Source organism: Mesorhizobium terrae (assembly GCF_008727715.1).
GTDB classification, from domain to species: Bacteria; Pseudomonadota; Alphaproteobacteria; order Rhizobiales; family Rhizobiaceae; genus Mesorhizobium; species Mesorhizobium terrae.
Map to the genome: position 1 here is coordinate 1,878,296 of NZ_CP044218.1, position 26,191 is coordinate 1,904,486.

A 26,191-nucleotide genomic window follows, 5' to 3' on the forward strand; every position below is an offset into this window, starting at 1 on the left:
TTCGATTTGAACTTTACCGGAGGAATCGCAGTTTGCCGGACGAATGGAAGTGTGCGATTGAGCGAAACGCCGATCCTTTTCGAATAATTCGCCGAGCCAAGTCGTCATTATGCTTAGTCAAGCCGATAGAGACCTGATCGCCCTGCTGCGCGAGAACGCCCGCGCGTCGACCGCCGAACTGGCGCGCCGGCTGGGCGTGTCCAGAACCACGGTGCAAAGCCGCATCGAGCGCCTGGAGGCACGCGGCATCATCGTCGGCTACGGCGTCAGGCTGGCGCCCGACTACGAACAGGGACTGGTCAGGGCGCATGTGCTTTTGACGGTGGCGCCAAAAGCCGCGGATCGCGTGGTCAAGGAACTGCGGGCGCTCGCGCAGGTGCGGACGCTGCATTCGGTCAGCGGCAGCTTCGACATGATCGTGACGGTGGAATCGGCGTCGATCAGCGATCTTGATTCGCTCATAGACCGCATCGGCGCAATGGAGGGCGTGGAACGCACGCTCTCCTCGATCATCCTCTCAACCCGGATCGACCGATAGGCCTACGGCCAAAAACGAAACGGCCGCCCGAAGGCGGCCATGTCGTTTAACCGTTAAGATAATTGGAGCGGGTGAAGCGATTCGAACGCTCGACCCCAACCTTGGCAAGGTTGTGCTCTACCCCTGAGCTACACCCGCTCGCGCGGCTTTGGGCCGCAAGCCGGGCCTATATGGCCGAAGAGCGTGACGATTGCAACAGGGAAAAATGCACATATTCGCATCGTCGCCAAAACAGGCGAAATCGGCTTTGCGGCCGACCCGCCTTACATTATTGGGTCTGAGGTTCGCTATCGGTACGGAGGCAGGCAAACTGCGGCCTCGAAGCCCGGTGGGCGGGAAGCGGAACAAAGATAACGAGGCAGCGATGGCCAAAACCGAAGATCAGCTTTTCGCCTTCCTGACCGGATTGGGCATAGAAGTGTCGACGCAGCGCCATGCTCCGCTCTTTACGGTGGCGGATTCCCAGGCGTTGCGCGGCGAAATTGCCGGCGGGCATACCAAGAACCTGTTCCTCAAGGACAAGAAGGACAATTTCTTTCTGGTGACCGTCGACGAAGAGGCCGAGGTCGACCTGAAGCAGATCCACCAACTGATCGGTGCCTCAAGCCGCGTCTCCTTCGGCAAGCCGGAGATGCTGATGGAACTGCTCGGCGTCGTTCCGGGCGCGGTGACCGTCTTCGGGCTGATCAACGACGGCGAAAACCGGGTGAAGATCGTGCTGGATGAGGCTTTGATGGAAAATTCCGTCATCAATGCCCACCCGCTGACCAATGAGGCAACGACATCGATCGCCGCGACCGACCTGATCAAATTCATCGAGGCAACCGGCCATGAGCCTGTTATCTTGAAAGTCTCGGCGTGATCGCCACATTGGGTGGCAACCGGCATCCGTGATCGGGCTGCCACTGCATGCGCGGCCGAAAGGACAGAATGATGAGCGACCAAAATCCGTTTGGCGGCATGAGCAACGCCTATGCCACGACCGTGCAGTATGGCGGGCAGGGTGGCTCGACGGAACCGGCGAACGGCGCGGGCCAGAATCTGATCAAGGACACGACGACGGCGGCGTTCACCGCGGACGTCATTCAGGAATCGCGGCGCCAGCCCGTGCTGGTCGATTTCTGGGCGCCGTGGTGCGGCCCGTGCAAACAATTGACCCCGCTGCTCGAAAAAGCGGTCAATGCTGGCGGTGGCAAGGTCAAACTGGTCAAGATGAACATCGACGATCATCCGGCAATCGCCGGTCAGCTCGGCATTCAGTCCATCCCCGCGGTGATCGCTTTCAAGAACGGACAACCGGTCGACGGTTTCATGGGCGCTGTCCCCGAAAGCCAGATTCGTGAATTCATCGATCGTGTCGGCGGCAAGGGCGACGGCCTGGCGCAGCTGGCCGAGGCCCTGACGGCGGCTGGCGAAGCACGCACGGCCGGCGACGTGCAGACGGCGGCGGATATCTATCAGGCTGTGCTGGAGCAGGCGCCCGACACTGTCGAGGCAGTCGCGGGGTTGGCGGAAATTCTGTTCGATTCGGGCGATACCGCGGGCGCCGAGGCCGTGCTCGCGCAATTGCCGGAAGCCAAGGCGGACGCGCCGACCATCAGCGCATTGCGCGCACGCATGGCGCTTGCCGCCCAGGCGGCATCGCTCGGCAATCCGGCCGAATTTGAGCGACGCCTCGCCGAAAACCCGAAGGACCACGAGGCGCGTTTTGACCTGGCGATGATCCAGAATGCGTTGGGTGAGCGCGAAAAAGCTGCCGACAATTTGCTGGCGATCATCAAGGCGGATCGCAGCTGGAAGGACGATGGCGCGCGGTCACAGTTGCTGCAGCTGTTCGAAGCCTGGGGCATGGCCGACGAGGCAACACTTTCGGCACGCCGGAAGCTGTCGTCGCTGCTCTTCGCTTAAAGCGGCCTGCGCGCACTGACGCCCGGATTGGGCGTCGCGATTGGGCCAACACCTGTGTTTGGCTTTCGAGACGGTCATACGAAGAGGAAGGGATGCGAGCGGGAAACGCGCGATATCGGCTTGAAGCGGATTTTCCGGCCTCGATCGCGGTCTTCCCGCTGAGCGGAGCGTTGTTGCTGCCAGGCGGGCGATTGCCGCTCAACATCTTCGAGCCGCGTTATCTGCAAATGGTGGACGAGGTGCTGGCCGGATCGCGCCTGATCGGCATGATCCAGCCGGACCTGGAAGGCGTTCTGCGCAAGGACGGAGAACCCGAACTGAGCGGCGTTGGCTGTATCGGCAGGGTTATCTCCTATATGGAAACGGGCGACGGCCGCTACGTCGTTTCCTTGCAAGGCATATGCCGGTTTCGCGTCACGCAGGAACTCACGGTGCGCACGCCGTTCAGGCAATGCCGCATCGCGCCCTTCTTGGCCGATCTCGACGAAGACCCCTCGGCTGCCAGCGTGGACCGGACCGCCTTGCTCAAGGCATTTCGCGCCTATCTGCAGGCCAACGAACTGGAAGCGGACTGGGAAAGCGTAAGCCGCGCCGACAACGCCATGCTGGTCAATGCGCTGTCGATGATGGCGCCTTACGGGCCGGCCGAAAAGCAGGCGCTGCTGGAAGCACAGGATCTGAAAAGCAGGGCCGAAACGTTGATCGCGATCACGGAGCTGACGCTGGCCCGCGACAACGAGGATTTCGGCTCCGGCCTGCAATAGGATCGTGAACGGGAGACGAGGGATGGGCGATCGCGAAGGCAAAAAGATCGACGTCGATCCGAAGCTGCTGGAACTGCTGGTATGTCCTCTGACCAAAGGACCGCTAAGCTGGGATGCCGAGCACGGCGAGCTGGTCTCGCGTGTCGCCAAATTGGCCTATCCGGTGCGGGACGGAATTCCGATCATGCTGCCTTCGGAGGCGCGGGCGATTGCACCCGGCAAGGGCTGAATGCATTCCAAACCCCGTGGCGACCAGATGACGCAGGTCGATCGCAGCGGTTGGCGATAGGCCGCGCTAATGAAAATTACGCCCCTTCGGCATGACGCGCTGCGCGTCTTCGGCATGTGTCGGGAAATCCTGTTCGGGGACTGTTTTCCGATCCACTCGGTCGGCGGTACGGCTTTGGTCCGACGGCCCGGGCAAGAGCCTGTTTCCAGTTGCCGGTGAATTCGCTGCATCCGGCTGCCCGGTCTCCAGCAGCGACGAGAGCCAGGGCGTCAAATCTTCGATCTTGTCGGCGACGATGTGGATGACATCGGACTCGCATTGCAGCTTGCCGGTGACGCGAACGAAGCGCGCGCCCATGATAACCGGGCGATATCGATCGAATGTCCGTGCCCAGAAGATGATATTCGCGACGGTTTTCTCGTCCTCCAGTGTCAGAAAAATGGCTTTGCCGTTGCCCGGCCGCTGGCGCACGAGGACAAGCCCGGCGACCGTGACACGTCTGCCGTCCGGCACCGAAGACAGCAGCGCATTCGGCGTGACGCCGCTGCGGGCGAGCCGGTCGCGCAGGAACGAGACGGGATGCGCCTTCAAGGACAGGCCGAGCGACCGGTAATCGTGGATGACGTGCTCGCCCGGTCGCATCATCGGCAGCTTCGTCTCTGGCTCCAATTCGGGCAACCTGATCTGCGGCTGATCGAACAGAGGCAGTCTTTCCGTGGCCTTGCGGCCATCGAGCGCACGCACCGCCCAGAGCGCATCGCGCCGGCTGATGCCGAGCGAGCGGAAAGCGTCGGCCTCGGCCAGTTTCTCGATCTCGTCAGTATCGAGGCCGGAGCGTAGCCAGACATCGCGCACGGATTCGTAACCGTCGCCGCGCCGGGCCGCGAACATCAGCATCCGATCCTCCGATAGCCCCTTGATCTGGCGAAATCCCAGCCGGACGGCGTGGTCGGTTTTAATGACGCCGCGCATCTCGGCATGGCGAGATGTGATGCGCTGGGGATCGAACGAGGCTTTTTCGAGCGCGCAGTCCCAGATCGAGGCATTGATGTCGACATCGCGGATTTCGACACCATGATCGCGCGCATCGCGCACCAATTGGGCCGGTTGGTAGAAACCCATGGGCTGCGAGTTAAGGATCGCTGCGCAGAAGACGTCGGGATAAAAGGTCTTGAACCAGCAGGAGGCATAAACGAGCAGGGCGAAGGAGGCGGCGTGGCTTTCCGGGAAGCCATATTCGCCGAACCCTTCGATCTGCTTGAAGCAGCGCTCGGCGAATTCACGGGGGTAATCCTTGCGGACCATGCCTTCGATCATCTTCTCCTTGTAATTGCCGATGGTTCCCATGCGTCTAAACGTTGCCATGGCGCGGCGCAGCTCGTCCGCTTCTCCGGGTTTGAAGCCGCCGGCAACTATAGCGATCTTCATCGCCTGTTCTTGGAACAGCGGTACGCCATAGGTCCTGCCCAGGATCTCCTTCAATTCGTCCTTGTAATACTCGACCTCTTCCCTTCCTTGCCGCCGGCGCAGGTAGGGGTGGACCATATTGCCCTGTATGGGACCGGGCCGCACGATAGCCACTTCGATGACGAGGTCATAGAACTCTCGCGGCCGCAGTCGCGGCAGCATCGACATCTGCGCGCGTGATTCAATCTGGAAAACACCGAGCGTATCCGCGCGGCAGATCATATCGTAAACACGCTTATCCTCTTCCGGCAGTGTCGCTAGCTCATACGGCCGATCGAATTGATCGCGGACGGCGGGATAATGGCTTTTCAACAAACTGAATGTGCGTTTCAGGCACGACAACATGCCGAGCGCCAGGACGTCGACTTTAAGCAATCCAACGGCGTCGAGATCATCCTTGTCCCATTCGACCATCTTGCGTTGGTCCATTGCCGTCTTGACGATAGGTACGATCTCGTCGAGGCGATCCTTGGTGATGACGAAACCGCCGACATGCTGCGTGAGATGGCGCGGGAAGCCCATGATTTCGTTGGCGAGATCGAGGACATATCTGGTCAACGGGTCCGTATGGGCAAGACCGCCGGCCTGGGTCTCTCGCTCGCCAAGTTCGGATGAATACCAGCCCCAGATCGAACTCGACAAAGCGCTTCGGACATCCTCGGATAGACCCATTGCCTTGGCGACCTCACGCAAAGCGGAGCGGCCGCGATAGGTGATCACCGCCGCGGCAAGTGCAGTATGCTTTTCCTTATATTTCTCATAAATATAAGCGATAACCTCCTCGCGGCGTTCATGCTCGAAATCGACATCTATGTCGGGCGGTTCGTTACGCTCTTCAGAGATGAAGCGCTCGAAAAGTGCATGGATTTGATTAGGCCCGACCGGCGTTATACCGATGCAGTAACAGACGACGGAATTGGCGGCAGAGCCACGGCCTTGACACAATATGCCTCGGCTGCGTGCGAAGCGAACGATGTCATGTACGGTCAAGAAATAGCGCGCATACCCCATTCGCCCGACCAGGGCCAATTCTTCCCTGATACGCGAGGACACGGGCTGCGGTACTCCGTCAGGGTAGCGCTCCACTGCTCCTTCCCAGGCAAGTCGTTCCAGTTCCTGCTGCGGCGTTGCGCCATCGCGCGTCGGTTCGTCGGGATAATTGTGACGTAATTCCTGTAGTGAAAAGCTGAGGGTCTCGGCGAAGCGCAGCGTTTCGGTAAGCGCCTGTGGATGGCGACGGAAAAGACGAGCCATTTCTTGCGTCGGCTTCATATGGCGCTCAGCATTTGCAGCGAGTTCCATTCCAGCCTCGGCTACAGGGACGTTGAGCCGGATCGCAGTCACCACATCCTGCAGCGGTCGCCGTTCTGCGCAATGATAGAGTATGTCGTTAGTGGCCATGAAAGGCAGACCAGCGGCTTGTGCCAGACCTTGAGCCTGCTCGATGCGAAAGAGGTCGTCGCCTTGATATTTGGGCGCGGCAGCGAGCCACAGATTTCGACCGAAACGTTCCTTCAACCGGCATAACAGCGGTAGTTCATCTTGGCCGGGGGAAAGACGGGGCAGTATGGCGAGAGATATATGGTCACCCCCTTTGAGGAGGTCGTCGAGATAAAGTAGAGGAGCCCCCTTTTCTCCGCGAAGATTCGCTTCGGTTAAGAGCCGGCACAGATGCCCCCAACCGGTTCGGTCCTGAGGATAGGCCAAGATATCCGGGACACCGTCGCAGAACACCAACCTGCAACCGGGATGATAAGGCAGCCAAACCGCCTCGGTCTCGTTGGAAAGCTGAATATGCCGCGATTGGCTCCAAGCACGCACCACACCGGCAACGGTATTACGATCTGCAAGTCCCATGGCGGTGTAGCCCAGCGCGCATGACATCACGACCAACTCCTCCGGGCGCGAGGCGCCGCGCAGGAAGGAAAAATTCGACTGCACGCCGAACTCGGCATAGGCCGGCAGGGCAGATGGCGCGCGCAGGTTGGCCGTCTTCATGCGAACACCCCATGCATGAACCAGCGCGGCGGCGGTTCGGAATCGCTGTAAAAGCCCTGGCGATAGAGCCAGTAGCGGCGGCCGTCCGTATCCTCGACGCGATAATAGTCGCGTGTCGGCTCCTGCTTGCGCCACCACTCCGCCGCGATGCGTTCAGGGCCCTCGACGCTGGCGACACGGTGCAGCGCGCGCCGCCAGCGGAACTGCGGCGGCGGGCCATCCGGGATTTCCGTGGCCGGAACCTCGATCGGTTCCGGCACCCGGAACAGCCGGATCGGGCGTTCCGGCTGGAAAGGCGTTGTGGTGGGCAGGTTCCTGGGGGCGGCGGGTTTCTTCGGCGGCGATACACGCTGCGGCGGGTTCTCCCAGTAGGGGATGGTCGTGACGGCCCGTTCCGGCAGATGGCTTTCGATGGCGACCGGTTTCATCACGGCACCATCGCCCAGGCGGGCACGGATACGGTCAACGAAGAGAGCGAGACCTTCCTCGTCTTCCTCGACATCGCCGGCGAGGTCGGCTTGTCGTATATCGAAAGGCGCGGTGGTCAGGACGGCGAGGCGAACGAGATCGAAACCGTAGCCGGCATCGAAATCCTCAGCGATCGCGGCCAGCCTTTCATGGAACAGTTTCTGGACGAGCCGCGGCTCACGCATCGGCCGCGACGTGCCGACGACAAGCCGGCTGACCACGCCATCGACCCTGAAAAGCAGGAGTGCGAGCGCCCTGGCGCCTTCGCCTCGCCGTTCGAGATCGGTTTTCAGCGCCGTCGCGAGCAAGAACACCAGACGCTCGATGTCGTCGGTCAGGGTGATCGGCTCGGCAAGATGCCGCTCGACCGAAAGAGGCGCGACGGGCAGGCGCGGCGACACCGCCTCATCCTGCCGGCCGAGCGCCTGGTCGAGCCGCAGGAGCAGGGTCGCGCCGAAACGGCGCACCAGCGGCGCGCGTGGCGCCGCCATGACGGCGCCTGCCGTGCGAAGACCGACGCTTTCCAGGCTGCCGCGCACCTGCGGATCGAGGCGCAGCGCGGTCAGCGGTAGGGGTGCCAGGAGCCTCTCCTCATCACCACGTTCGACGATGCATTGCCTGGAAAATCGCGCGGCAGCCCAGGCAGCCCCGGCTGTCGAGGCGATGCCGGCGCGCACGTCGAAACCCTGATGGAAAAACCGGGCCAGGATCTCATCCAGCATGGCGCGTTCGCCGCCGAAAAGATGCGCGCAGCCGGTGATGTCGAGGAACAGGCCGTCGGTACCGTCCAGGGCGACCAGCGGTGTGTAGCGGTCGCACCAGTCGGCCAGGCTTTCGAGCAGGCGCAAATCCGCCTGTGGATCGGCTTCGATGATGTCGATCGCCGGATGCATGGCGCGGGCGTCGGCGATGCCCATGCCGGGTTTCAGGCGCAATGCCTCGGCTCGTTCATCGAGCGCGGCGATGCGTTGCGCGTTGCGGTCGCGATGGCTGATCACCAGTGGGTGATGACTGGAAGGGCGGGAACGCCACGACCGCCCCAGGCGCTGCCGCAGTATCCGCTCCGCCGGAAGATGCGGAAACCAGAGCGACAGGATCCTTTGCTCCTTCTTGCGCGTCCCTTCGCCATTTGCCGGTTCCGCCCACGCGCTTTCTGTCCAGGAATGTGCGTTCATCGGGGTTCCACTCCAGTGTGAATTGTCCAGGCTGTGCCGCGCGGCTCTTGTCGATGGTGACGGTGAAGGCCGGGCGGCCGATCGAGCCGTCCAGCGGTCCGGCGACGGTGAGGCGAGGTGCGGCGGGTGCGGGGGCGACGACAAGACGGACAGGGGCGGCCGTCGGTTCGGCGAAGGCTGCCTGGCGCAGCAGGAATACGGGCCGGCCAGCCATCTGCGCGCGCCGATGCAGCCGCCGCGTCGCCGTGAGGTCGAGCCGTTCGGAATTGCCGCGCAGCTCCAGAACGACGGCCGAGAGCGCCGTCAGCCCGGCCGCTTCCTCGGCGATCCACAAGGCGTCGACGAGCTTTGGCGCCTCGGCATAAAGCAACATCTCGGGCGCGATGCCGAAACCGGCCTGAAGACCCCGCGCGTAAGGAAAGCCGGCCTCGCGGAAGATCTCGGCGGTGCCGACCCAGAGGATGGGGGCAGGCGAGCCCGCCGCTTTCAAGGCCAGGCCGGCAAGGGAGAGCGCGAAACCGGCGACGGTGCCGGCGTCGCGCGTCTCGGCGCCATGGAATTCGGTGAGGGCGGCTTTCGGCAGGCCGCCGCCCAGGGCGGCGTCGAGGCGGCCGGCACCCGTCGCGAGCAGCCCATGGCTTTCGGCCACGCCGCCACGGCGAACCAGCATGCGATCCGCGTCGAAGGCATCGCCGGCAGGCGCGTCGAGGCGCTCGGCCAGTGTTCCTTCGATTTTCGCGATCTGGCGGCGCAGGGCAAAAACAGTGTCCCGCACCACAGCGCTTGTCGCCATGGTGTTCCGTTCCGTCGATATGTTCCTGTTATGTTCTTATAGATTCCAGAGGGCGGAACGAGAGTCAAGCGGAGTCGTGAAGAATTTATTCCTCTTCCAGGCGGGCACTCGTCTCCGGAGCGTCCGGCATTTGCCGATTGTGCCGCAACGGCCTATATGCCGAATGTCAAAGGACAAAGAATGGCCCGCATCTACAAGACCCGCACCTGGCATGGGGAGCTTTCACCCTCCCTGGAGGAAATGGAGCTCCTGGCGCTGGAAGCCTATGCGCATCTGCCGGAAGAATTCCGCAAGCTGACCGGCGAGATCGTCATCCAGATGGCCGAGTTCCCGACCGACGAGATCATGGACGACCTGTCGCTGGAGACGCCGTTCGACCTGCTTGGCCTGTTCGAGGGGCGCGGCATCGCCGAACGCTGGAACCCGGCGACCGGCGAAGGGCCGAACCGCATCACGCTCTATCGCCGCGCCGTCCTCGACTACTGGGCCGAGAACGAGGAGACACTGGGCGACATCGTCACCCATGTGCTGATCCACGAGATCGGCCATCATTTTGGCCTCTCCGACGACGACATGGAGCGGATCGAGGCGGCCGTCGAATAGACTTTTCGATGCGTGGCCTCAGCGGCCGCCCGTCACCAGTCGCTCAGCTTGGTCTCGCCGGGAACATAGTCCTGGCCGTCTATGTCCTTCACCACGGCCTGGCCGCAGCGCATCGCCTTTTCTTTTTTGTCGTAGGCATAGGTCGGCGAGCCATAGAGGTGCCAGCCCTTGTTCAGCGCCGCTGTCACCTTATGGCAGAAGGTGGCGTCGTCGACGGCGGTGAGAAAACGGTAAAGTCGCATGAGCGGGTCCTGTCCTGTATAGGGTAGCGGCGATCATGCGCCGATGCTTGTGGCTTTCGCCAGCAATTTTTCGGCCTGGGCGAGGTGCAGCCGCTCGACCATCCGGCCTTCCAGCGCGATCACGCTTTTTCCGGCGTTCTCCGGCCTGCCGAAGGCCTCGACAACGGCGCGGGCCTCGGCCAGCGCCCGCGGCGACGGCGAGAAGGCGGCATTGGCGGCCTCGATCTGCGTAGGATGGATCAGCGTCTTGCCGTCGAAGCCCATGGCCGCAGCGTCGGCGCATTCGCGCAGGAAGCCGGCCGAATCGTGGAAATCATTGTAGACGCCGTCGAGCAGCGCGATGCCGCCGGCGCGCGCGGCCAGCACCATCTGCATCAGCCATGGCATCAGATAGCGTCGGTCCGGCGTCGCCTGGATGCCGGTCTCCTTGATCAGGTCGTTGGTGCCGGCGACCAGGCAGGCGAGCCGCGAGGCGGGATCGCGGCCAAGCTCGGCGATGGCGGCGATGTTGATCAGCGCCTTGGGCGTCTCGATCATCGCCCACAACTTGACCTCGTCGGGCATGTCGGCCTCGTCGAGGGCATCGCCGGCTTCCAGGATGTCGCGCGGCGTATCGATCTTGGGCAGGAGAATGCCGTCGGGCCGGCAAGCAAGGGCCGCGGCCAGATCATCCGGGCCGCTTTCGCCGCCAAGGCGGTTGATGCGCACCACCATTTCGCAGCGTCGCTTTGGGCGGTCGGCGAAGATCGCGCCCAGCCTGTCACGCGCCGAAGCCTTCTCGCCGGAAGCGACGGCGTCCTCCAGATCGATGATGACCGCATCGCAGGTAAGGGCCGGGATCTTGGCCAGTGCCCGCTCGTTCGCGGCGGGAATGTAGAGCACGGAGCGGCGCGGACGATAGGAAATCTCAACCATCTGGTCTTCTTGCCCGGCAAAGCTGGCCCTTGCAAGCTCTTGCGGGAGGGTGGCTGAACCTGCTTTCCTTCAGCGCGGCAATTCGGGACTTCAGTTCATGGCGCAATACGACATCGTGATCATCGGCGGGGCCATCGTCGGCGCCTCGGTTGCCTATTACCTCCGCGAGGAAGGGTTCACCGGCTCCATCGCGCTGATCGAGCGCGATCCGCAATTTGCCCATGCGGCGACGACGCTGTCCTGCGCCTCCATCCGCCAGCAGTTCTCGATCCCTGAAAACATCCGCCTGTCGCAGTTCACGCTGAAGCTGTTCCGGCGGCTCAAGGAAGAATTCGGCACCGATGCCGATATCGGCTTCCGCGAAGGCGGCTATCTGATCCTGGCCGGCGAGAACGGCCTGCCGATCCTGAAGGCCAACCACGACGTGCAGGTGGCGGAAGGCGCCGACATCGTCCTGGAGGACGTCGAGGCGCTGACGCGTCGTTTCGCCTGGTTGTCGGCGGAGGGCATCACCGCCGGCGCCTATGGCCGCTCCGGCGAGGGCTGGTTCGACGCGCACGCCTATCTGCAGCTGTTCCGCAAGGCGTTGCGGACCAAGTCGGTCGACCTGATCACGGCCTCGGTCACCGCCATTGCTCGCGACAACGGCCGCGTCCAGTCGGTGACGCTCGACAATGGCGAGACGCTGCAGGCCGGTATCGTCGTCAACGCCGCAGGTCCGAATGCCGGCAAGGTCTCGGCCATGGCCGGGCTCGAACTGCCGGTGGAGCCGCGCAAGCGTTCGGTCTTCGTGTTCGAGGCCCGCGAGCGCTACGAGGATCTGCCGCTGCTGGTCGACCCGAGCGGCATCTATGTACGGCCGGAAGGTTCGGTCTACATCACCGGCGGCGCCGAGCCGGAGGAGGGCGAAACCGCCGCCGACCCGACCGATTTCGAGCCGGACTGGTCGCTGTTCGAGGAGACGATCTGGCCGGTGCTCGCTACCCGCATCCCGGCTTTCGAGGCGATCAAGATGACACGCGCCTGGGCTGGCCATTACGACTACAACACGCTCGACCAGAACGCGGTGATCGGCCCGCACCCTGAAGTGTCGAACTTCATCTTCGCCAACGGTTTTTCCGGCCATGGCCTGCAGCAGGCGCCGGCGGTGGGCAAGGCGCTGGCCGAACTCATCATGCATGGCGGCTACCGCAGCATCGACTGTTCGGCCTTCGGCTATGCGCGCGTGGCGCAAGGGCGGCCGTTCCGCGAGCTCAACGTGATCTGACCGCCACAGGCGCGCCGAACTTTGCCGTCGGGCTTTCGTTGCGATTGACTCCTTTCGCAATCAGCGTAAAAGCCCGTCCCGAACAGGAACGTCCCGATGCGCGGCCTCATCATGGCTCTTTTCGCATTCGACTTCCCCGGCCATGGCAACATGGTTGCGGGAGAGCGGCAACGCGCGCGCCTGTCCTCGACCAAAACTACGGCCAAAAAAACCACCGTCACCACGGTCTGATCTCCCTTGGCCTTCTCGCCCTCTCCCCGGGTCTGGCCCGAGGGAGGCGAGACCCGCAGTGGCCGGCGGGTTTCTCCAAGCAAAGCGAGCGGAGAGCGACAGGAGAATTTTTCTATGGGTTTCAAGGTTGCGGTAATCGGCGCCACGGGCAATGTGGGTCGTGAAATGCTGAACATCCTGGAAGAGCGCGGCTTTCCGGTGAGCGAAGTGGTAGCGATCGCCTCGCGGCGCAGCCAGGGCACCGAAGTGTCCTTCGGCGACAAGACGCTGAAGGTGAAGGCGCTGGAAGGTTACGACTTCTCCGACACCGACATCGCCATCATGTCGGCCGGCGGCAACATCTCGAAGGAATGGTCGCCCAAGATCGGCAAGCAGGGCTGCGTCGTCATCGATAATTCCTCGGCGTTCCGCTACGATCCGGAAGTGCCGCTGATCGTGCCGGAAGTGAACCCGGACGCGATTTCCGGTTTCACCAGGAAGAACATCATCGCCAACCCGAACTGCTCGACCGCCCAGCTGGTGGTGGCGCTGAAGCCGCTGCATGACGCGGCCACCATCAAGCGCATCGTGGTGGCGACCTACCAGTCGGTGTCGGGCGCCGGCAAGGAAGGCATGGACGAACTGTTCACGCAGACCCGCGCCGTCTTCGTCGCCGACCCGGTCGAGGCCAAGAAGTTCACCAAGCGCATCGCCTTCAACGTCATCCCGCATATCGACGTCTTCATGGAAGACGGTTCCACCAAGGAAGAGTGGAAGATGGTGGCCGAGACCAAGAAGATGCTCGACCCCAAGATCAAGCTGACCGCGACCTGCGTGCGCGTGCCGGTGTTCATCGGCCATTCGGAAGCGGTGAATGTCGAGTTCGAAAAGCCGATCACCGCCGACGAGGCGCGCGATATCCTGCGCGAGGCGCCGGGCTGCCTGGTCATCGACAAGCGCGAGGACGGCGGCTACATCACGCCGATCGAGTCCGCCGGCGAGGACGCCACCTACATCTCGCGCATCCGCGAAGACTCCACGCTCGATAACGCCCTCAACATGTGGATCGTCTCCGACAATCTGCGCAAGGGTGCGGCGCTCAACGCCGTGCAGATCGCCGAGCTGCTGGTCGAACGCGGCCTGATCCAGCCGAAGAAGAAGGCGGCTTAATTCCGCTCACGGGTCGCACCGCCGCCTCTGGCGGCTGACCCTACGCGGGTGCGCCGGACCGACCGGCGGCCCGCAGTCGCGGGCTCGGCCTTCGGCCGATAGTTCCTCCCACGCTGTCTCCGCTTAGCGGTTCGCTCCGGACGGGGCGCGCCACGAGGCGCGACGCGCGGTCGCGCTTGCGGTCTTCGACCGATGGTTTGCTCACAGGCCGCAGCGCTGCCTGCGGCGGCGTTCGTCGTTCGAAAAGCCAAGCAGTTGGCTTTTCGTCCGCTTCGCGGAACTCTCTTCACCTACGTGGGTGCGCCGGACGACCGGCGGCCCGCAGTCGCGGGCTGGGTAGCTAGCCCGTCCCGCGCGTTCGTCATTCCGGGCAAGCGAGGCGAAGCCGAGCGCCGACCCGGAACCCATTGGTCCCAGCGCATTGAGCACGGCCCGGACCTGAGTTCGCACGGATCGCCGTGAAACATGCGGCGTCGGTTCGGCTGCGTGAACGGTTCAGAACGAGGACCGGGCCGTGCCCGACAACGGTGCGGCCAATGGGTTCCGGCTCTCGCTGCGCTCGGCCGGAATGACGGCGGCGTGGCGGGCTTGAATACACTTATTCATCGCCACGCCCTGCTTTTCGCAGTCTGGCCATTGTCAAAGAGCACTCCCTTGAGGGAGGTGGGAAGCGGGGCGCCGGGTCGGTGCCTCTCAATAGCAAGTACGTGGCGCCTTCCGGGCGCCCCGCCAGTGTTCTTGCCCCGGACCGACCTCGCACGTCACTGTTGACGGCAGACTTCGGGCCTCAAAGCCGCCATTCGCGGCGGCCGGGTTTTTCCAGGGCCCGGACTTAGGGCTCGTCACCAGACACCGCCACCGTTAGCGCTGCCAGTCCGGCACCGGCGCCCTCCCTGATACCCGGTGCGCACCAGGTTCCCGTGAGGGCGATGGGCTGATTGTGGCGTGTGCCCCGAACGTGTGGACAAATCCGGGCGCGATTTTCGCGTGGTTTGCGGCAAGGGATTGAAGGGACAGCGTTCTTTCTTTCGCCTCGTGCCTACCGCCGCGCTTTCTATCCACATCCTGCACGGCGCCGGCGCGCCAGCGTTCCGGCATGGATTCCCGACACGCTCCGCTCGTTCCTCGCTCACGCGGTCGGGTGTAGCGCGCCGCGCGGTTTTGAGTTTTTGACACGCGGTTTTAGAGCACGAGCTATGGCTTAAAAGGAGCTTCAATGCGCCCTCGAACCTGCTTTGAGCCTTCATCGCGGGGTTATGATCAACTCCCGCGCAGGCCGACCCTTTCCCCCGCCTACCGTATAGTTCAGCTGAACCTCATCCTGGTCGAACGCCGCGAAGATCTTGCGGATAGCAGGCACGTCGTTGATGGAGAGGATGAAGCGACCCTTCAGGCGTGAAAGGCGCTCGGCCATCACCTCGAACTGCTCCCGGCCAAACAGGGTTGCGCCATAGTCACGTTCCGATCCGAAATACGGCGGATCGAGATAGAAGAGGGTCTCAGCGCGATCGTAGCGATCAATGAAGGGAAGCCAATCCAGGCACTCAATGGTGACACCAGCAAGCCGTTCATGAACCTCCGCAAGCAGGGGCTCCAGGCGTGTGAGGTTGAAGCTTGCCGACGAACTGGGATCGACGCCGAAACTTTGGCCAGCGACCTTGCCGCCGAATGCCGTCTTTTGAAGGTAAAGGAACCGGCCGGCGCGCTCCAGGTCGGTCAACGAGGCGGCGTTGCTCGCCTGCAGACGCTCAAACTCGCGTCGGCCGGTCAATTGCCATCGCAGCGTGTCCATGAACTGCGGATAGTGCCGTTGGAGGATCCGAAAGAGGTTGGCGACCTCTCCGTTGCGATCATTGATGACTTCGGCTCTCGGCTGCTTCTGCCGCCTGAAGAAGACGCCGCCCATGCCGACAAAGACCTCGGCATAGGTGCGATGAGGAACAGCGCCGATCTGTTGGACTAGACGCGCTGCCAGCTTCCGTTTGCCACCGATGTAAGGTGCTGGCGGATGAACTGGTGTGACCGCTGCGAACTCATCGTGAATGCCCATATCCGAGCCTCTGAGAATCAGTCACCGTCTCGCCGCCCGAAAGGGCCGCAGGCGTGACGTTATCTCTGGTGTCGTCAGGCGGGTCGAAGTTTGCCGACAGAGGCCCGCCTTCCCGGAGCCTGGCTCCGGGCGTCTGCGCTGCTAAGGCCAGTCGGCCGCATCGATCTGTGCCTGCGTGGTGATGGTGCCAGCCTCGATGCCAGCTAGAACTGCGCCCTCGATGGCAAAGGAGGCGTCGACGTGATCGAGGACCGCATTGCTGATGGCAATGATGGTGGCTGCGTCGATCTCGACAAATCCCGCCGGCGTCTTCCAATTCGTCGTGAAGGCCGCATCCTTGTCCGCCTTCACGCGGGCTCCGGTGATCATGAGCTTGGACCTGTCGTCGGTCGCCACCGACATCCCACCGACAACGATGCCGCCCGTTTCCACACGCCAGCGTTTGTCGGCCGCATAAACCAGCAGCGAGCTTTTCAGAGCAGCCGATCGGAGATTGGCGATGTCATCGATCAGCGCCTCGACGTTTTCGGCGTCGGCATCTGCGATCTCCAGATGACTGCCGTCATAGACGACGCCAGCCGGCAGTTGTGGCGCTATGACGACAAGGTCGTCTCGGGTGATTTCAATCGTGGCCATCTTCAGCTCCCTTAGACCGCGAGACGCAGGACGGAGATGCGTGCTCCATAGTTGACGACGGCGCCAGCCGGCATGCCGTCGATGAAGCACCTGAATTCAAGGTAGTCGCCGACAACGGCATCTTTCACGTCGGCTCCGCCGCCGTACGTTGTGTTCAGGGATGCGCTCTGTACCCGGTTTGAGGTGTTCAGGAATTCGGCCCCATTGAAATAGACCCCCGCGTTCATTGCCAGGGCGAAATTCGCACTGATGAGGTTGAGGCCGAAGGACGCGAAGAAAGCAAACCGGCCTGCTTTCTGGCAGACAATCTTTGAGCCCACGATCTGCCAATCGGCCTGCCCGTCATCCGTCAACGACACGGGAGTGATAACTGTCAGCACATTGTTGACGGGTGTCGGCGCCAGCGGGCGGCGGGTACAATCGATGACGGTCGAGGCCTGTTTGAAGGCATCGCCGCTGGTCTTCTTGATCTGCGCAAGCGAAACGGTGCCGCGAACGGTATCGGCGGCCGCTATGTTGCTGGCGACAAAGACAGCACCGTTATAGGTCAATCGAACGACCATGAACGGTTGAAATTCACCACCCGTCAGGAGCGCCGCGCTGCTGATCGGCCTGACGCTCTTGGCACCGAGGTCGTTGACCTTGATCGTCACAGGGCCGGTATTGGCAATGGCGATCTCGACGTCGATCGTCATGCCCAGAACATAACCGGCCGGAGCAGGGTCTAGCGTCACGGTGATGGCATTGGCGGTGCCATTGGCAGACACATAATCGCCCTTCCGGCGCATCCACCACAACATCTTCGAGATCTGCGCACGGTCGGCTTCGTTCAGAACGCCACCATTGAACTCAATGATCGCCGCCAGCTCCTCCTGGAGGCTGTTTAGAAAAGCGGCCGTGACTTCTGTGCCGGGCACGCCGGCACCGGCGTTTTGACTGCGAAAGCCTCTCTTGCCTGCACCAATGTCCACCCAATCTTGGCCGTTAACGCGTTCCATTCCGGGCTCCTAGAGATAGATAAAGACAAGCTGGGTGTGGGCTGGCTTGAGCCTGCGCAGTTCGCATTCGATGTCGCTGGGTGCGTATCCGCCGAGCGGATCTCCAGCGACGTTCTGGCCAGCGCGGAACCACCATTGGGAAATCAGGGCGAGCTTCACGCGCCAGGTAAATTGCTCGCCTTCAGCGACCAACGGCTGGCCCGCTCGCAAGACGCCGGCCTTCGACGGCCAGAACTCTTCGACCTCGATCGCGGCCCCGAGGCGGGCAGCAGTCTCGACAAAATAGGAGACACTCTGCCCTCCACGCGCGGTCCAACGTTGGTGCGCCTGGCGCTGGCGCTGTTCCACAGTCCGGTTGCCAAGATCGCGGCCGCACGGATCCGGGCCGAGCACGCGTTCGAAGTCCGGCAGCAGCCGAACGGCAGTGCGCGGGTCGATCTCCCGCATCAGCGCTTCGGCCTCGGCCTCGGCATCCGCGAGCGGATGCGCCAACGCGTCAAGCAGCGCGTCCAGCACGCCGCCCCGGAAGGCAAGCACCCAACCGATCGGTAGCTTGCCAATCAAACTGCCAAGGATGGTGGGAACGGTTCTGCTCACAGCGGCGCCACGAATGTGATTTCGCCAGGCACCGGATAGTGATCGCGGGCAAGCGTGAAGGGTGCAGCCGGCACGAGCAGGTCATGCGCGTATTCGCCCGCAGCGGCCGAAAGAGCTTCCGAGATCCGCGACGGCTCGATCCGTGCCCCGATCGGCCCGGCGTTCTGAGTATCCTCCGCGTCACCGATCGTCGCGACGAAGCGCTGATAGGCTTCGCTGACGGCGGCTCGAATGGCTACCGTGTCGGGTCGGGTGCGTACGGTGATCGGGAGCGAATGGGTAACGGCCGGGACCACCACCACATTGGCGGTTACCGGACGCACGCCTGTTGACGAGCCGGGAGCGCCGAGATGGGCGAGCATCGCGGTTTGCTCACCAGCTGTCGGTGCCTTGCCGAAAAGACCGTCCTTCATTGCCACCACAACACCGACCGACCCACGGCCGATCCAGTCGGTAACAACCGCGACGGCGCGCACGTCGAACGCTTCGCGCAGCCATTCGGGATAGTCGAAACCGGCACCACCATGAGGCGGCTGTCGGATACGGTTGATCGTTGCGGCGCTCAGTTCGCGCGCCGTTTCCTCGGGCGAGCCGCCCGCCAAACCGGCAGCGCCCACCGTCGCACGGCTGATCTCGGGAAATGGAGCAGCCGTTCGTAGCCGGATGCCAGCAGCGATGTTGCCTGCCGGCCCACGAACCAAGGCGACGACGGGGATCGAGACGGTGCCACCAGCACCTATGGCGGTCACGGCCGTGGATTTAACCGTGACGCCATCGGAGGCGGCAAATTCCAGGTCTGCGGGTAAGGGCGTGCCGGCAACACCTTCCACAAGCACGCTGCCGACAGCAAAGGTCGCCAGCCGCTTTTCGACACCCCAGATTGAGGCGTGTCGATCAGCGAACTCGTCTTCTGCGGTGTCGGGAAAATACTGGCGGCTCCACCATGCGATGTGATCGTGAATACCGCGCATTTCCATGGCGACAGCCCTGCCGAGGATCGCGAACATGCCGCGTGGCGAGCGAACGGCCCGCGACAGCGCGATTGGGTCGATGTTGGGTCGGACAGCGAGGATCAGGGTCTCCAGTGCGCCTGCAATCCGTTCGGCAATGGCGCTGGTTCTAGGGATTTGCCAAGCCATCAGCGGCCTCCCGAAATCGAGAGCGCGGCGTCGGCTACCAGGATGCGATAGCCGAGCGTTTGCGGGCGCACCCACGAAACATCCAGCTCGGCCGGATTGCCAGTCTCCGGTTCAGCCCAGGCCAGCGCCTCTTCCAGCCAAAACTGAAACAAGAGCCGCGTGGTTTCGGTCTCCTTTGCCCTGTCGAGCAGCCAGAGACGCGAGCCAACACGCTCGCCCCGTGGATCCAGCGCATCACCGGCCCAGCCGCGACGCTCCGCGAATGCCGAGGTCAGGAATTCGGAACGAGCCTGGGGTAGCGGATCGTCCGGCGACGCGCGGCGATCCAGGCCTATCGACAGCAGTACTGGCGTGATGGAGGTTTCGTCGATGACCAGATCGCCATCGTCGCCGACCGCGAGATCGCAGCGGCGCGTCGACGGATTGTAGGTCAGCGCGAGATCGAAGAACATGGTGCGGATTTACCGCGCGCGCGTGTCCCGGATCATGCCCGCCAAGGCGGGCGGGCCGTGGGATTTTCTTACGCGCAATCCCATTTGCTGGCGCCGGATATCAGGCTGGCGCCGCATGCCGTCTTGTCGCCCTGGCGCGCGATCGGCATGCCTTCGCATTTCCATTTGCCCGAGCCGGTGACGATCGGGTTGACCCCATGGCCAGGTATCGGGCAGCTGAACATGTCACCCTTGCGGGCGATCAGCGCTCCTTCGCAGGGCCATTTTGTGTTGGAGGAGACAACCGCGCCACCATGATCTGAGGTGTCACCCAAGCGAACGATCAGTTGCGCCATTATTCGAGGTGCCCCGCAGCCGACTTGAGCGTGATGCTGGCGCCGCTGCCCATCTCGATCGCGCCGCCCGCTTTCATGACCATCTTGTCGCCATGCCCATTGTACATGCCGACCTCGCCAGGCTTCAGGCCGCCCATGCGCTTCGAAGGGTTGGCGACAGGCAAGACGACCAGGTCGCCTTCATCGCTGCCGACCGACAGCACGATCGCCAGCGCGCCATCCTCCGGCACCGACGAGGCAAAGCCGAACGGTTGCAGGATCTCGACATCGTCGCGCCAGATGCCGTCGGCGACTTCAACCGAGCAGCGCTGGGTCTCGCCGTCGTCGCGAACATTCTTCAGCACCGATCGGCGGATCATGCCGCGCATCTTGTCGGCGGTTTCCTTGTCCATCACAGTTTCTCCGCAGTTCCGTCGAGCTTGCCGGTACCGACGCTCTTCTTGCCCTTGAGGTTCTTGCGGCGCGAGCCCGACGCCTTCTTGTCGTAGGCCTCCGGCGACGTGACGGTCAGTTCGGTTTCCTCACCGCTTTCGTCCTTCCGAAACGTCACCGTCGAAATCAGCATGTCGCGCTCGATGCCCTGGAATGCGTCGGAGACGAACGTCATCTCATTGACACGCCAGACGCGGCCACCGACCGAATAGCCGTGAACGCGATAGTTGGCCTCTTCGGCATTTGCTCGGGCGGTCCGCATGCGCCAGTCAGCCTCGTCATTGGCGGACTGTTCGTCGGCCTGTGTACGGGCCAAGTGAACGATCGGGCGGTAGCGCTCGATCTCCGGGTCCGTCGCTCGTCCTGTGGTGGCTGTCCCACGCCGCTCGCGCTCGTACGCGGATCCGTCGCTGGGTTGACGATTTCCCGGATCGGCCGGCTCGGTCCCTGGCGTCAGCGCTGCCGAGCGACTATCGCGATCACCGCTGGCTTTCTCGCTCTGACCGCGCACGATCGTCTTAGAGTGACGGCCCTCGTGGCTGAAGGTCGCGCGTGACCCCTTCACATTGCCCGGCAGAGTGAGATCGGCCGGCGCTCGCTTGGCACCTGTGCGTGTGATGACAACACCGCCGACGCCATCGCTCATCACCAGGGCGTGCCGCTGGCGCGCGCCTTTCTCGATTGCGGAGTGTCCCGTCTCACCGAGATCCAGCGCGTAGCGGGGAAAGGGCTTGCCTGTGTCGATCTCGGTCCGCACGTTCAAACCGAATGGCGCGACGATGCGCTTGACGGCATCTTCCAGCTTTATGTTGGTGAACTCGCCTGGCCCCTCGGGCACGGCAGCGCAATCGATCAAGTCGCCGGCCTTGTCCTCCCCGGATATGCTGACCTCCGCATGCTCCTCGTCGATATTGGGCTCGACCTTCTTGATGTAGCCGTGCAGGACGAGGGCGCCGTCAGCGAGACACTTCACTTCCATTCCAGGCCGTACCCTGAAGATCGCCCGAGGCGATGCATAATCGAAAGTCGAGATCGAGCGCACGCCATCGCGGAGTGTGAAGGAAAACGACCCCGAAAAATCCTTCAGGTTCCGGGTGACCTCGGCCCTGGTCCATTCCTCATAGAGGACGCCGTTAATCTGCAACGTGAGGCTCATTTGAGCGCCTCGACGCGTCCGGCTTGCAACATCGCCGGATGCCTCGGTCGGTTGCGCTCGACCAGGGAGCGATAGCCGGCCTCGATCGTCTCCGGTCGGTCGCCATAGAGATCGTTGGCCACCGCGAAGGCATCCGTCTCGGTATCGTATGTGCGCACGATCAGGGACGGCAGCCGGCCGATCGCCTCGTTGATATCCGCGATCACGGCGGCCCGCAGGTCGCCGGCTGCGCGACTGGCGGCGGTCGTGACAGCCGTAAACTGCATGTCCTCGATGCCGGCCAGCGCGTCGGTAAAGCCGTCGATCGCGCCGACCAGCCTGCCGCGCAAAGCCAGGGCATCCTCCCGGCTGGCATGCTCGATCTGGACCGAGAGACCGACCGCTTTCCCCAGTGGGTCGCCTGCAGCGGTGAGCAACAGCACGCTATCCGTGGTCGAAGGCGCCTCGGCGTGCTGGACAGTGAACCGCTGTGACGCGCCGATGAACAGGTCGACGATCTGTGCCGGCGTCACGGGTGCAATCGGCACTGGGGCCTCCGCTGCTGGCGAAACGGCGGCATCGTCATTGCCCTGCAGCTGCTGCACAACGGTATCGGTCACCGCCATAGCCGCATTGGTGAACGCAGCCGGCCCGGCCGGCATCGACCCCGGCAAGGCGGATCGAACGACGGCAGCGGCACTTCCTGCCGGCAGGGTGAGCCACTCGCTCTTGAGCAGCCTGGTTGAGCGCTGCGTCGCGAGATCCTGAACGCGCGAGATCGTTCGGCTGGCCGGCGAGCTGCCCAACGCTGTGAGGGTCGACGCGAAGTTCAACGCCGCGCCGAGGAGAGTGGCGGCAGTGGAATTCAAGAACCCGTTGAAGCCGGTTCGAGCCAGTTTGAAGGAAGCGGTGAAGCGCGCAACCCGCAACTCGCTCGATGAGAACGAGATCTCGGCCGGCTCGCCCAGGATGACGGTCATGACGCCCCACCAGGGGTGGATCAGCGTGCCTGGACCTGGACGCTCGAAAGCGGCCCGCAGGGTGCGCGCCTGGGCGACATAGTCATCGCCGACCAGCACGCCGTCGATCGAGGTGGCGGCTGGATGCAAGCCGAGATCGTCATAGGCTGCACGGTCGGTGCCTGGGAACAAGTGCTCCGCCACCCTGCGACCGGCTTCGGTCGAAGTGTCCGGCACGAAGAAGCCGATGCCGCGAAAGGACGCGGGCAAGCAGCCCGGAAGAACGTGAGCGACGCTGTCGAAGATCATACCCGGCCCACCATGCGTCCGCTGCCGGCCTGGACGGGCACGGCGGCATTGTCCGAAGCCACGCTCGCAACCTTGGCAGGCCCGTCGACCACGATGCGGACGGCGCCGCCGACATTGACGTCCTGGCGCACCGGCGCCGCGATCGCGGCGAAACGGCTGCTGGCGGCCGGCTGCAGCGAGGATTGCTTGTTGTTGTTGGCAGGCGGGCGGACCGGCGGCACGGTGAAGTCTTGCAGGGCCCGTTCGCGATCTTCCGGCATGCCGCTCGGGCCGACCTTGTTCGGATCTCCGGCCGGCGTGCCGTTCGGCAGGACGTCGCCAGTCTTGGCACTGCTACCAGCACCGAACGGATTGAGGTTGATCGTGGGCAAGGAGAATTTGGACAGCCAGGCCGCGAAGTCAGTGAGAGCCGCCTTCACCTGGCTAATCACTATTACAACCTTCTCATACGCAGCGACGACGCCGTCCGGCATGATCTTGCTCCACGGGATTGGCTCACCGGTTGCCAGGGCGTTGGTGATCTCGCGGATCGCCTTCAGCACATCCCCGACCGACCTTGCCAGTTCGACGAAGTCATCGGCAGTCTGCTTCAGCTGGCCGCCGACGAAGCCACCGATATCGCCGAACACCTTGCCCCAGTCGATGCCGCTGCCGGCGAAGACATTGCTGACGATCTGGCCGATGTTCGAGCCGATGTCGCGCAGAATTCGGAAATCCTCGACCACGGCCGAGACATACCGCGAGAAGCTGTCACCGATGCCGGCGATGTTCTTTTGGAACCCGCCGAGGAATTTCGATCCGGCGAACTCAGCACCCGCCCAGGCGCGCTCGAAACCGCGCTGGATCATCGGGCCATATTGGCTGACCATATCGCGCCCGGCGTCAATGATGCGTCGACCGCGATCGACGACATCGCCGGCCAATGACCGGAAGCCCTGCTTGGCCCGATCCCACAGCCGCATCAGGCGCGGGCCGAACCGATCCCAGTTCTTCCAGATGAACGCCGCACCGCCTGCGAGCGCCGCAATGAGCAACCCGATCGGCGACAGAATGATGCCGATCAGCGCGCCGATCGCGGCCAGGCCGGCGCCGACGATCGGCAAGACGAAGCCGAGCACGCCGAGTGCTGCGGCCACGCCGAGGCCGGCGCCGGCGAACACGAGCATCTTGGTTGCCATACCACCGGACGAAGCATCGAATTCGCGAAGCCAGCCCAAGGCAGCGATAGCCCATTCGTTCAAGGTCGGCAGCCATTGCGCAAAGGCCATGCCGACGAAACGAACGGCCTGGGTGCCAACCTCGCGGAAAATAGTCAGCTGGCGGTTGATGCCGGCCATCTGGGTGTCGAAGTCCGCGTCGGTGATCGCGCCGGTGGCGGCGGCCACCTTGGACTTGATGTCCTTGTACTCGTCGATATTGGCGAGGAACGGGACCAGGAAGTCGAGAACCTGTTTGTCCTGGAACAGCTCGCCGACCTTGCCGGCCGCGCCGATCGCCTCCAGCTGCTGGCGCACATAGCCGAGCGCCTCCGCGCCTTCGAGCCCGTTCTGCTTGGCCTTCTTCATGAAGCCCGCGATCTGGGTTTCGTTGACGCCGGTCAGCTTGCCGATCTTCTGGATCACCGCCTCGATCGGGTTCATGCCCTTGGCGGCGGCGTCCATCATGACGGCCTCGATGTCGACGCCATGCTTTTCGAAGTTCTTCTTCGTCAGCGGCGCCAGCGCCTTGTCCAGGAAGTTGGCCAGATTGTTGGCGGCCGTGGCCGGATCTGCTGTGCCCTTGCGGGCAATCTGCAGGGCGGACGCCAGGAAGTTCACCGCCTCGCGGCCTTTGACGCCGAATTTCGCGACACCGCTGGTGAGGTTCGGGAAGCTGGCGGCCATATCCTTAAGCTCGAAGGAGCCGAGCTTGCCGGCGACGACCAGGGCGCCGAGGCTGTCGCGCATCTGGTCGGCCGGAAGCTTCAAATTGTTCAGCATGGATATGCCGACACCGGACATGTCGGCGAAGCTGGCGTTCGCGGCCGTCGTCGCGCGGCCGATGTCGCCGATCGTCGCGTCAATCAGCTTCGGGTTGACGCCGGCTGCGATCATCTGCCCGACGCCGTCGGCGATGGTGTCGGAATGCTGGCCGATCTTGAAGGCAAGTGCATCATAGCGGATCTCGGCCTGATCGACGAAGGCAAACGCCGCCTTGCCGGTCAGTTCCGCGGTGCCGGCGATATCGAGCAGCTTCTGCTGGAAAGCCGCCGCTTCCTGGATCGGTCCCATGAAGGAAATGCCGGCAACAGCGGCGCCCAGGACGCCGATCTTGCGCGCGAAACCGACCAGGCTGGACAGGTTGTTCTTGAGCGAACGGAGCGGCCCCGAGAGATGATCCCGGAGCCGCACCAACACATCCAATGCCATCGACCTGCCGGACACGCCTCACTCCTTTTTTGAGACCTCCTCGCGGTAGGCCATGATCGCGTTCCACCAGAAGGTGGCGTCACGGGCGGTGAATTGGTCGACCTCGGCTGCCGACAGGCCGGTCCCGTCGACCAGCCCGCCCAGGATCACCTGCCAGTTGTCCGGCCAGTCGCGAAAAAACTGTTCAGCACCTGGCCACCGGCGGCGATGTCGGCGCCGTCCATCTTGTCAAACAGCGCGTTCATGATCGCCTGGCTGATGCGAGTGGAACGGGCGAATGCAACAACGCTCATGTCATCCTCTTTCGCGGCAGCAATCGCGCGCTGGTCGGCGCCGTTCAGCCGATGGAAGACGAGACGCTCATAACGATCGGTGCGGACCTTGCCGTTCTTGCGGATCTGGAGATCGCGCGGGAACTTGAGCGGCAAGGTAACCGAGCCGTCCTGGTTCTTCTTCGCGTGCGGAGGCAGGCGGTCGAGCGGGTCGATGTCCTCGTCGACAACGTCGGCATCCGTTTCCGCGTCAGCCGGGACCGGGCCGTCTTCGTCGACAACGGTTTCCGCTGCCGCTGCGCTGTCGGCCTGGTCTTCGTCCAAGTCGATCGCGACTTCCTTGACCAGGCGGCTCATGCCAGCACCTCTTCAGGCGCCGAGCCCGCCCATTTGAGTTCGATCTTGCCGCCTTCGCCGCCCGTCACGTCCGGGCGATCAGTGAGGAACGCGTCCCCGATGACGAAGGTCTGGCCGGTGTCGCACAGCACCTGCAGTTCCCCTTCGCCGGGACCCCAGAGGTTTCCGAAGCGCTGGCCGCGCTCCAGGTTGGTCGTGGCCGTCACCTCCGACGGCTCGAACTCCTGAGCACGAGCGGCCTTGTTGCCGTAGTTGACGACATTGTTCTTGATGCCGCCGACCTTGATCTTGGCGCCTTTTTCGACCGGAATGTTCCGACCGCGCCAGACGATGTCGACGATGCCGAGCGTCTGCATTTAAACCTC

At 63.3% G+C, this 26,191-nt stretch carries 28 protein-coding genes and 1 tRNA gene; 9 read left to right on the plus strand and 20 right to left on the minus strand.

The window, feature by feature from the left end:
* Positions 1 to 109: 109 nt before the first annotated feature.
* Positions 110 to 538, plus strand: a complete 429-nt coding sequence (locus tag FZF13_RS10205) for an Lrp/AsnC family transcriptional regulator (RefSeq protein WP_024923267.1) — start codon at positions 110 to 112, stop codon at positions 536 to 538.
* Between the two features lie 63 nt (positions 539 to 601).
* Here FZF13_RS10205 and FZF13_RS10210 read toward each other — a convergent pair.
* Positions 602 to 676: transfer RNA gene (locus FZF13_RS10210), tRNA-Gly, on the minus strand.
* A 226-nt stretch (positions 677 to 902) separates the two neighbouring features.
* Between FZF13_RS10210 and FZF13_RS10215 the strand changes: the two genes are divergently transcribed.
* The 4 genes from FZF13_RS10215 to FZF13_RS10230 all read left to right on the plus strand — a co-directional run bounded on the left by FZF13_RS10215 (position 903) and on the right by FZF13_RS10230 (position 3,439).
* Positions 903 to 1,400 carry a prolyl-tRNA synthetase associated domain-containing protein gene (locus FZF13_RS10215; RefSeq protein WP_024923266.1) on the plus strand — a complete coding sequence of 166 codons (498 nt, stop codon included), beginning with the start codon at positions 903 to 905 and terminating at the stop codon, positions 1,398 to 1,400.
* Between the two features lie 71 nt (positions 1,401 to 1,471).
* Entirely contained in the window at positions 1,472 to 2,446 is a 975-nt protein-coding gene (trxA, locus tag FZF13_RS10220) for a thioredoxin (RefSeq protein ID WP_024923265.1), read from the plus strand.
* Positions 2,447 to 2,538: 92 nt separating this feature from the next.
* Positions 2,539 to 3,210: an LON peptidase substrate-binding domain-containing protein gene (locus FZF13_RS10225; protein WP_024923264.1), complete on the plus strand. Its 672-nt coding sequence runs from the start codon at positions 2,539 to 2,541 to the stop codon at positions 3,208 to 3,210.
* A 22-nt stretch (positions 3,211 to 3,232) separates the two neighbouring features.
* Positions 3,233 to 3,439 carry a Trm112 family protein gene (locus FZF13_RS10230; RefSeq protein WP_024923263.1) on the plus strand — a complete coding sequence of 69 codons (207 nt, stop codon included), beginning with the start codon at positions 3,233 to 3,235 and terminating at the stop codon, positions 3,437 to 3,439.
* 66 nt (positions 3,440 to 3,505) lie between these two features.
* On the opposite strand, the gene FZF13_RS10235 is transcribed toward FZF13_RS10230, so the two are convergent.
* From FZF13_RS10235 to FZF13_RS29285, 3 genes are read right to left on the minus strand one after another with little or no spacing between them, the layout of a single operon-like run.
* Complete coding sequence (locus tag FZF13_RS10235) at positions 3,506 to 6,904, minus strand: error-prone DNA polymerase (protein WP_024923262.1); 3,399 nt, start codon at positions 6,902 to 6,904, stop codon at positions 3,506 to 3,508.
* Entirely contained in the window at positions 6,901 to 8,370 is a 1,470-nt protein-coding gene (locus FZF13_RS10240; RefSeq protein WP_024923261.1) for a Y-family DNA polymerase, read from the minus strand. Before FZF13_RS10240 ends, FZF13_RS10235 begins: the two co-directional genes overlap by 4 nt.
* Positions 8,321 to 9,340: an ImuA family protein gene (locus tag FZF13_RS29285; protein ID WP_024923260.1), complete on the minus strand. Its 1,020-nt coding sequence runs from the start codon at positions 9,338 to 9,340 to the stop codon at positions 8,321 to 8,323. The genes FZF13_RS10240 and FZF13_RS29285 overlap by 50 nt, the downstream gene beginning before the upstream one ends.
* Positions 9,341 to 9,520: 180 nt before the next feature.
* Between FZF13_RS29285 and FZF13_RS10250 the strand changes: the two genes are divergently transcribed.
* Positions 9,521 to 9,943 carry a metallopeptidase family protein gene (locus FZF13_RS10250; protein WP_024923259.1) on the plus strand — a complete coding sequence of 141 codons (423 nt, stop codon included), beginning with the start codon at positions 9,521 to 9,523 and terminating at the stop codon, positions 9,941 to 9,943.
* Between the two features lie 32 nt (positions 9,944 to 9,975).
* Here the strand turns inward: FZF13_RS10250 and FZF13_RS10255 are convergent, their stop codons facing one another.
* A complete protein-coding gene (locus tag FZF13_RS10255) occupies positions 9,976 to 10,185 on the minus strand; it encodes a DUF1737 domain-containing protein (RefSeq protein ID WP_024923258.1) in 210 nt (69 codons plus the stop codon).
* A 33-nt stretch (positions 10,186 to 10,218) separates the two neighbouring features.
* A complete protein-coding gene (locus tag FZF13_RS10260; protein ID WP_024923257.1) occupies positions 10,219 to 11,100 on the minus strand; it encodes an HpcH/HpaI aldolase/citrate lyase family protein in 882 nt (293 codons plus the stop codon).
* Between the two features lie 97 nt (positions 11,101 to 11,197).
* Between FZF13_RS10260 and FZF13_RS10265 the strand changes: the two genes are divergently transcribed.
* The 3 genes from FZF13_RS10265 (at position 11,198) to FZF13_RS10270 (ending at position 13,747) form a co-directional block, all read left to right on the plus strand.
* Positions 11,198 to 12,367 (plus strand): NAD(P)/FAD-dependent oxidoreductase, encoded by a 1,170-nt coding sequence (locus FZF13_RS10265; RefSeq protein ID WP_024923256.1) that lies wholly within the window; start codon positions 11,198 to 11,200, stop codon positions 12,365 to 12,367.
* A gap of 96 nt (positions 12,368 to 12,463) precedes the next feature.
* Positions 12,464 to 12,598: a hypothetical protein gene (locus FZF13_RS29430; RefSeq protein ID WP_275040855.1), complete on the plus strand. Its 135-nt coding sequence runs from the start codon at positions 12,464 to 12,466 to the stop codon at positions 12,596 to 12,598.
* Positions 12,599 to 12,712: 114 nt separating this feature from the next.
* Positions 12,713 to 13,747: an aspartate-semialdehyde dehydrogenase gene (locus tag FZF13_RS10270; protein ID WP_024923255.1), complete on the plus strand. Its 1,035-nt coding sequence runs from the start codon at positions 12,713 to 12,715 to the stop codon at positions 13,745 to 13,747.
* Between the two features lie 1,243 nt (positions 13,748 to 14,990).
* Here the strand turns inward: FZF13_RS10270 and FZF13_RS10275 are convergent.
* The 14 genes from FZF13_RS10275 to FZF13_RS10335 form a co-directional block, all read right to left on the minus strand.
* Entirely contained in the window at positions 14,991 to 15,797 is an 807-nt protein-coding gene (locus FZF13_RS10275; RefSeq protein ID WP_024923254.1) for a DNA adenine methylase, read from the minus strand.
* Positions 15,798 to 15,938: 141 nt separating this feature from the next.
* Positions 15,939 to 16,433 carry a DUF4376 domain-containing protein gene (locus FZF13_RS10280; RefSeq protein ID WP_024923253.1) on the minus strand — a complete coding sequence of 165 codons (495 nt, stop codon included), beginning with the start codon at positions 16,431 to 16,433 and terminating at the stop codon, positions 15,939 to 15,941.
* Between the two features lie 11 nt (positions 16,434 to 16,444).
* Positions 16,445 to 17,431: a hypothetical protein gene (locus FZF13_RS10285; RefSeq protein WP_024923252.1), complete on the minus strand. Its 987-nt coding sequence runs from the start codon at positions 17,429 to 17,431 to the stop codon at positions 16,445 to 16,447.
* Between the two features lie 9 nt (positions 17,432 to 17,440).
* A complete protein-coding gene (locus FZF13_RS10290) occupies positions 17,441 to 18,028 on the minus strand; it encodes a YmfQ family protein (protein ID WP_024923251.1) in 588 nt (195 codons plus the stop codon).
* The gene (locus FZF13_RS10295; protein WP_244431182.1) at positions 18,025 to 19,035 is read right to left on the minus strand and encodes a baseplate J/gp47 family protein; all 1,011 of its coding nucleotides are present in this window, start codon (positions 19,033 to 19,035) and stop codon (positions 18,025 to 18,027) included. The genes FZF13_RS10290 and FZF13_RS10295 overlap by 4 nt, the downstream gene beginning before the upstream one ends.
* Positions 19,036 to 19,166: 131 nt before the next feature.
* Positions 19,167 to 19,619, minus strand: a complete 453-nt coding sequence (locus FZF13_RS10300) for a phage GP46 family protein (RefSeq protein ID WP_024923249.1) — start codon at positions 19,617 to 19,619, stop codon at positions 19,167 to 19,169.
* 68 nt (positions 19,620 to 19,687) lie between these two features.
* Positions 19,688 to 19,933 (minus strand): PAAR domain-containing protein, encoded by a 246-nt coding sequence (locus FZF13_RS10305; RefSeq protein WP_244431183.1) that lies wholly within the window; start codon positions 19,931 to 19,933, stop codon positions 19,688 to 19,690.
* Between the two features lie 20 nt (positions 19,934 to 19,953).
* Positions 19,954 to 20,346 (minus strand): phage baseplate assembly protein, encoded by a 393-nt coding sequence (locus FZF13_RS10310; RefSeq protein ID WP_024923247.1) that lies wholly within the window; start codon positions 20,344 to 20,346, stop codon positions 19,954 to 19,956.
* Positions 20,346 to 21,542 (minus strand): phage baseplate assembly protein, encoded by a 1,197-nt coding sequence (locus FZF13_RS10315; protein WP_024923246.1) that lies wholly within the window; start codon positions 21,540 to 21,542, stop codon positions 20,346 to 20,348. Before FZF13_RS10315 ends, FZF13_RS10310 begins: the two co-directional genes overlap by 1 nt.
* The gene (locus FZF13_RS10320) at positions 21,539 to 22,789 is read right to left on the minus strand and encodes a DNA circularization N-terminal domain-containing protein (protein WP_024923245.1); all 1,251 of its coding nucleotides are present in this window, start codon (positions 22,787 to 22,789) and stop codon (positions 21,539 to 21,541) included. The genes FZF13_RS10315 and FZF13_RS10320 overlap by 4 nt, the downstream gene beginning before the upstream one ends.
* A complete protein-coding gene (locus FZF13_RS10325) occupies positions 22,786 to 25,212 on the minus strand; it encodes a phage tail tape measure protein (RefSeq protein WP_137900348.1) in 2,427 nt (808 codons plus the stop codon). Before FZF13_RS10325 ends, FZF13_RS10320 begins: the two co-directional genes overlap by 4 nt.
* 3 nt (positions 25,213 to 25,215) lie before the next feature.
* Positions 25,216 to 25,347 carry a hypothetical protein gene (locus tag FZF13_RS29435; RefSeq protein ID WP_275040856.1) on the minus strand — a complete coding sequence of 44 codons (132 nt, stop codon included), beginning with the start codon at positions 25,345 to 25,347 and terminating at the stop codon, positions 25,216 to 25,218.
* Positions 25,344 to 25,826: a hypothetical protein gene (locus FZF13_RS10330; protein ID WP_024923243.1), complete on the minus strand. Its 483-nt coding sequence runs from the start codon at positions 25,824 to 25,826 to the stop codon at positions 25,344 to 25,346. Before FZF13_RS10330 ends, FZF13_RS29435 begins: the two co-directional genes overlap by 4 nt.
* Positions 25,823 to 26,182 carry a phage tail tube protein gene (locus FZF13_RS10335; protein WP_024923242.1) on the minus strand — a complete coding sequence of 120 codons (360 nt, stop codon included), beginning with the start codon at positions 26,180 to 26,182 and terminating at the stop codon, positions 25,823 to 25,825. The genes FZF13_RS10330 and FZF13_RS10335 overlap by 4 nt, the downstream gene beginning before the upstream one ends.
* Between the last annotated feature and the right edge of the window lie 9 nt (positions 26,183 to 26,191).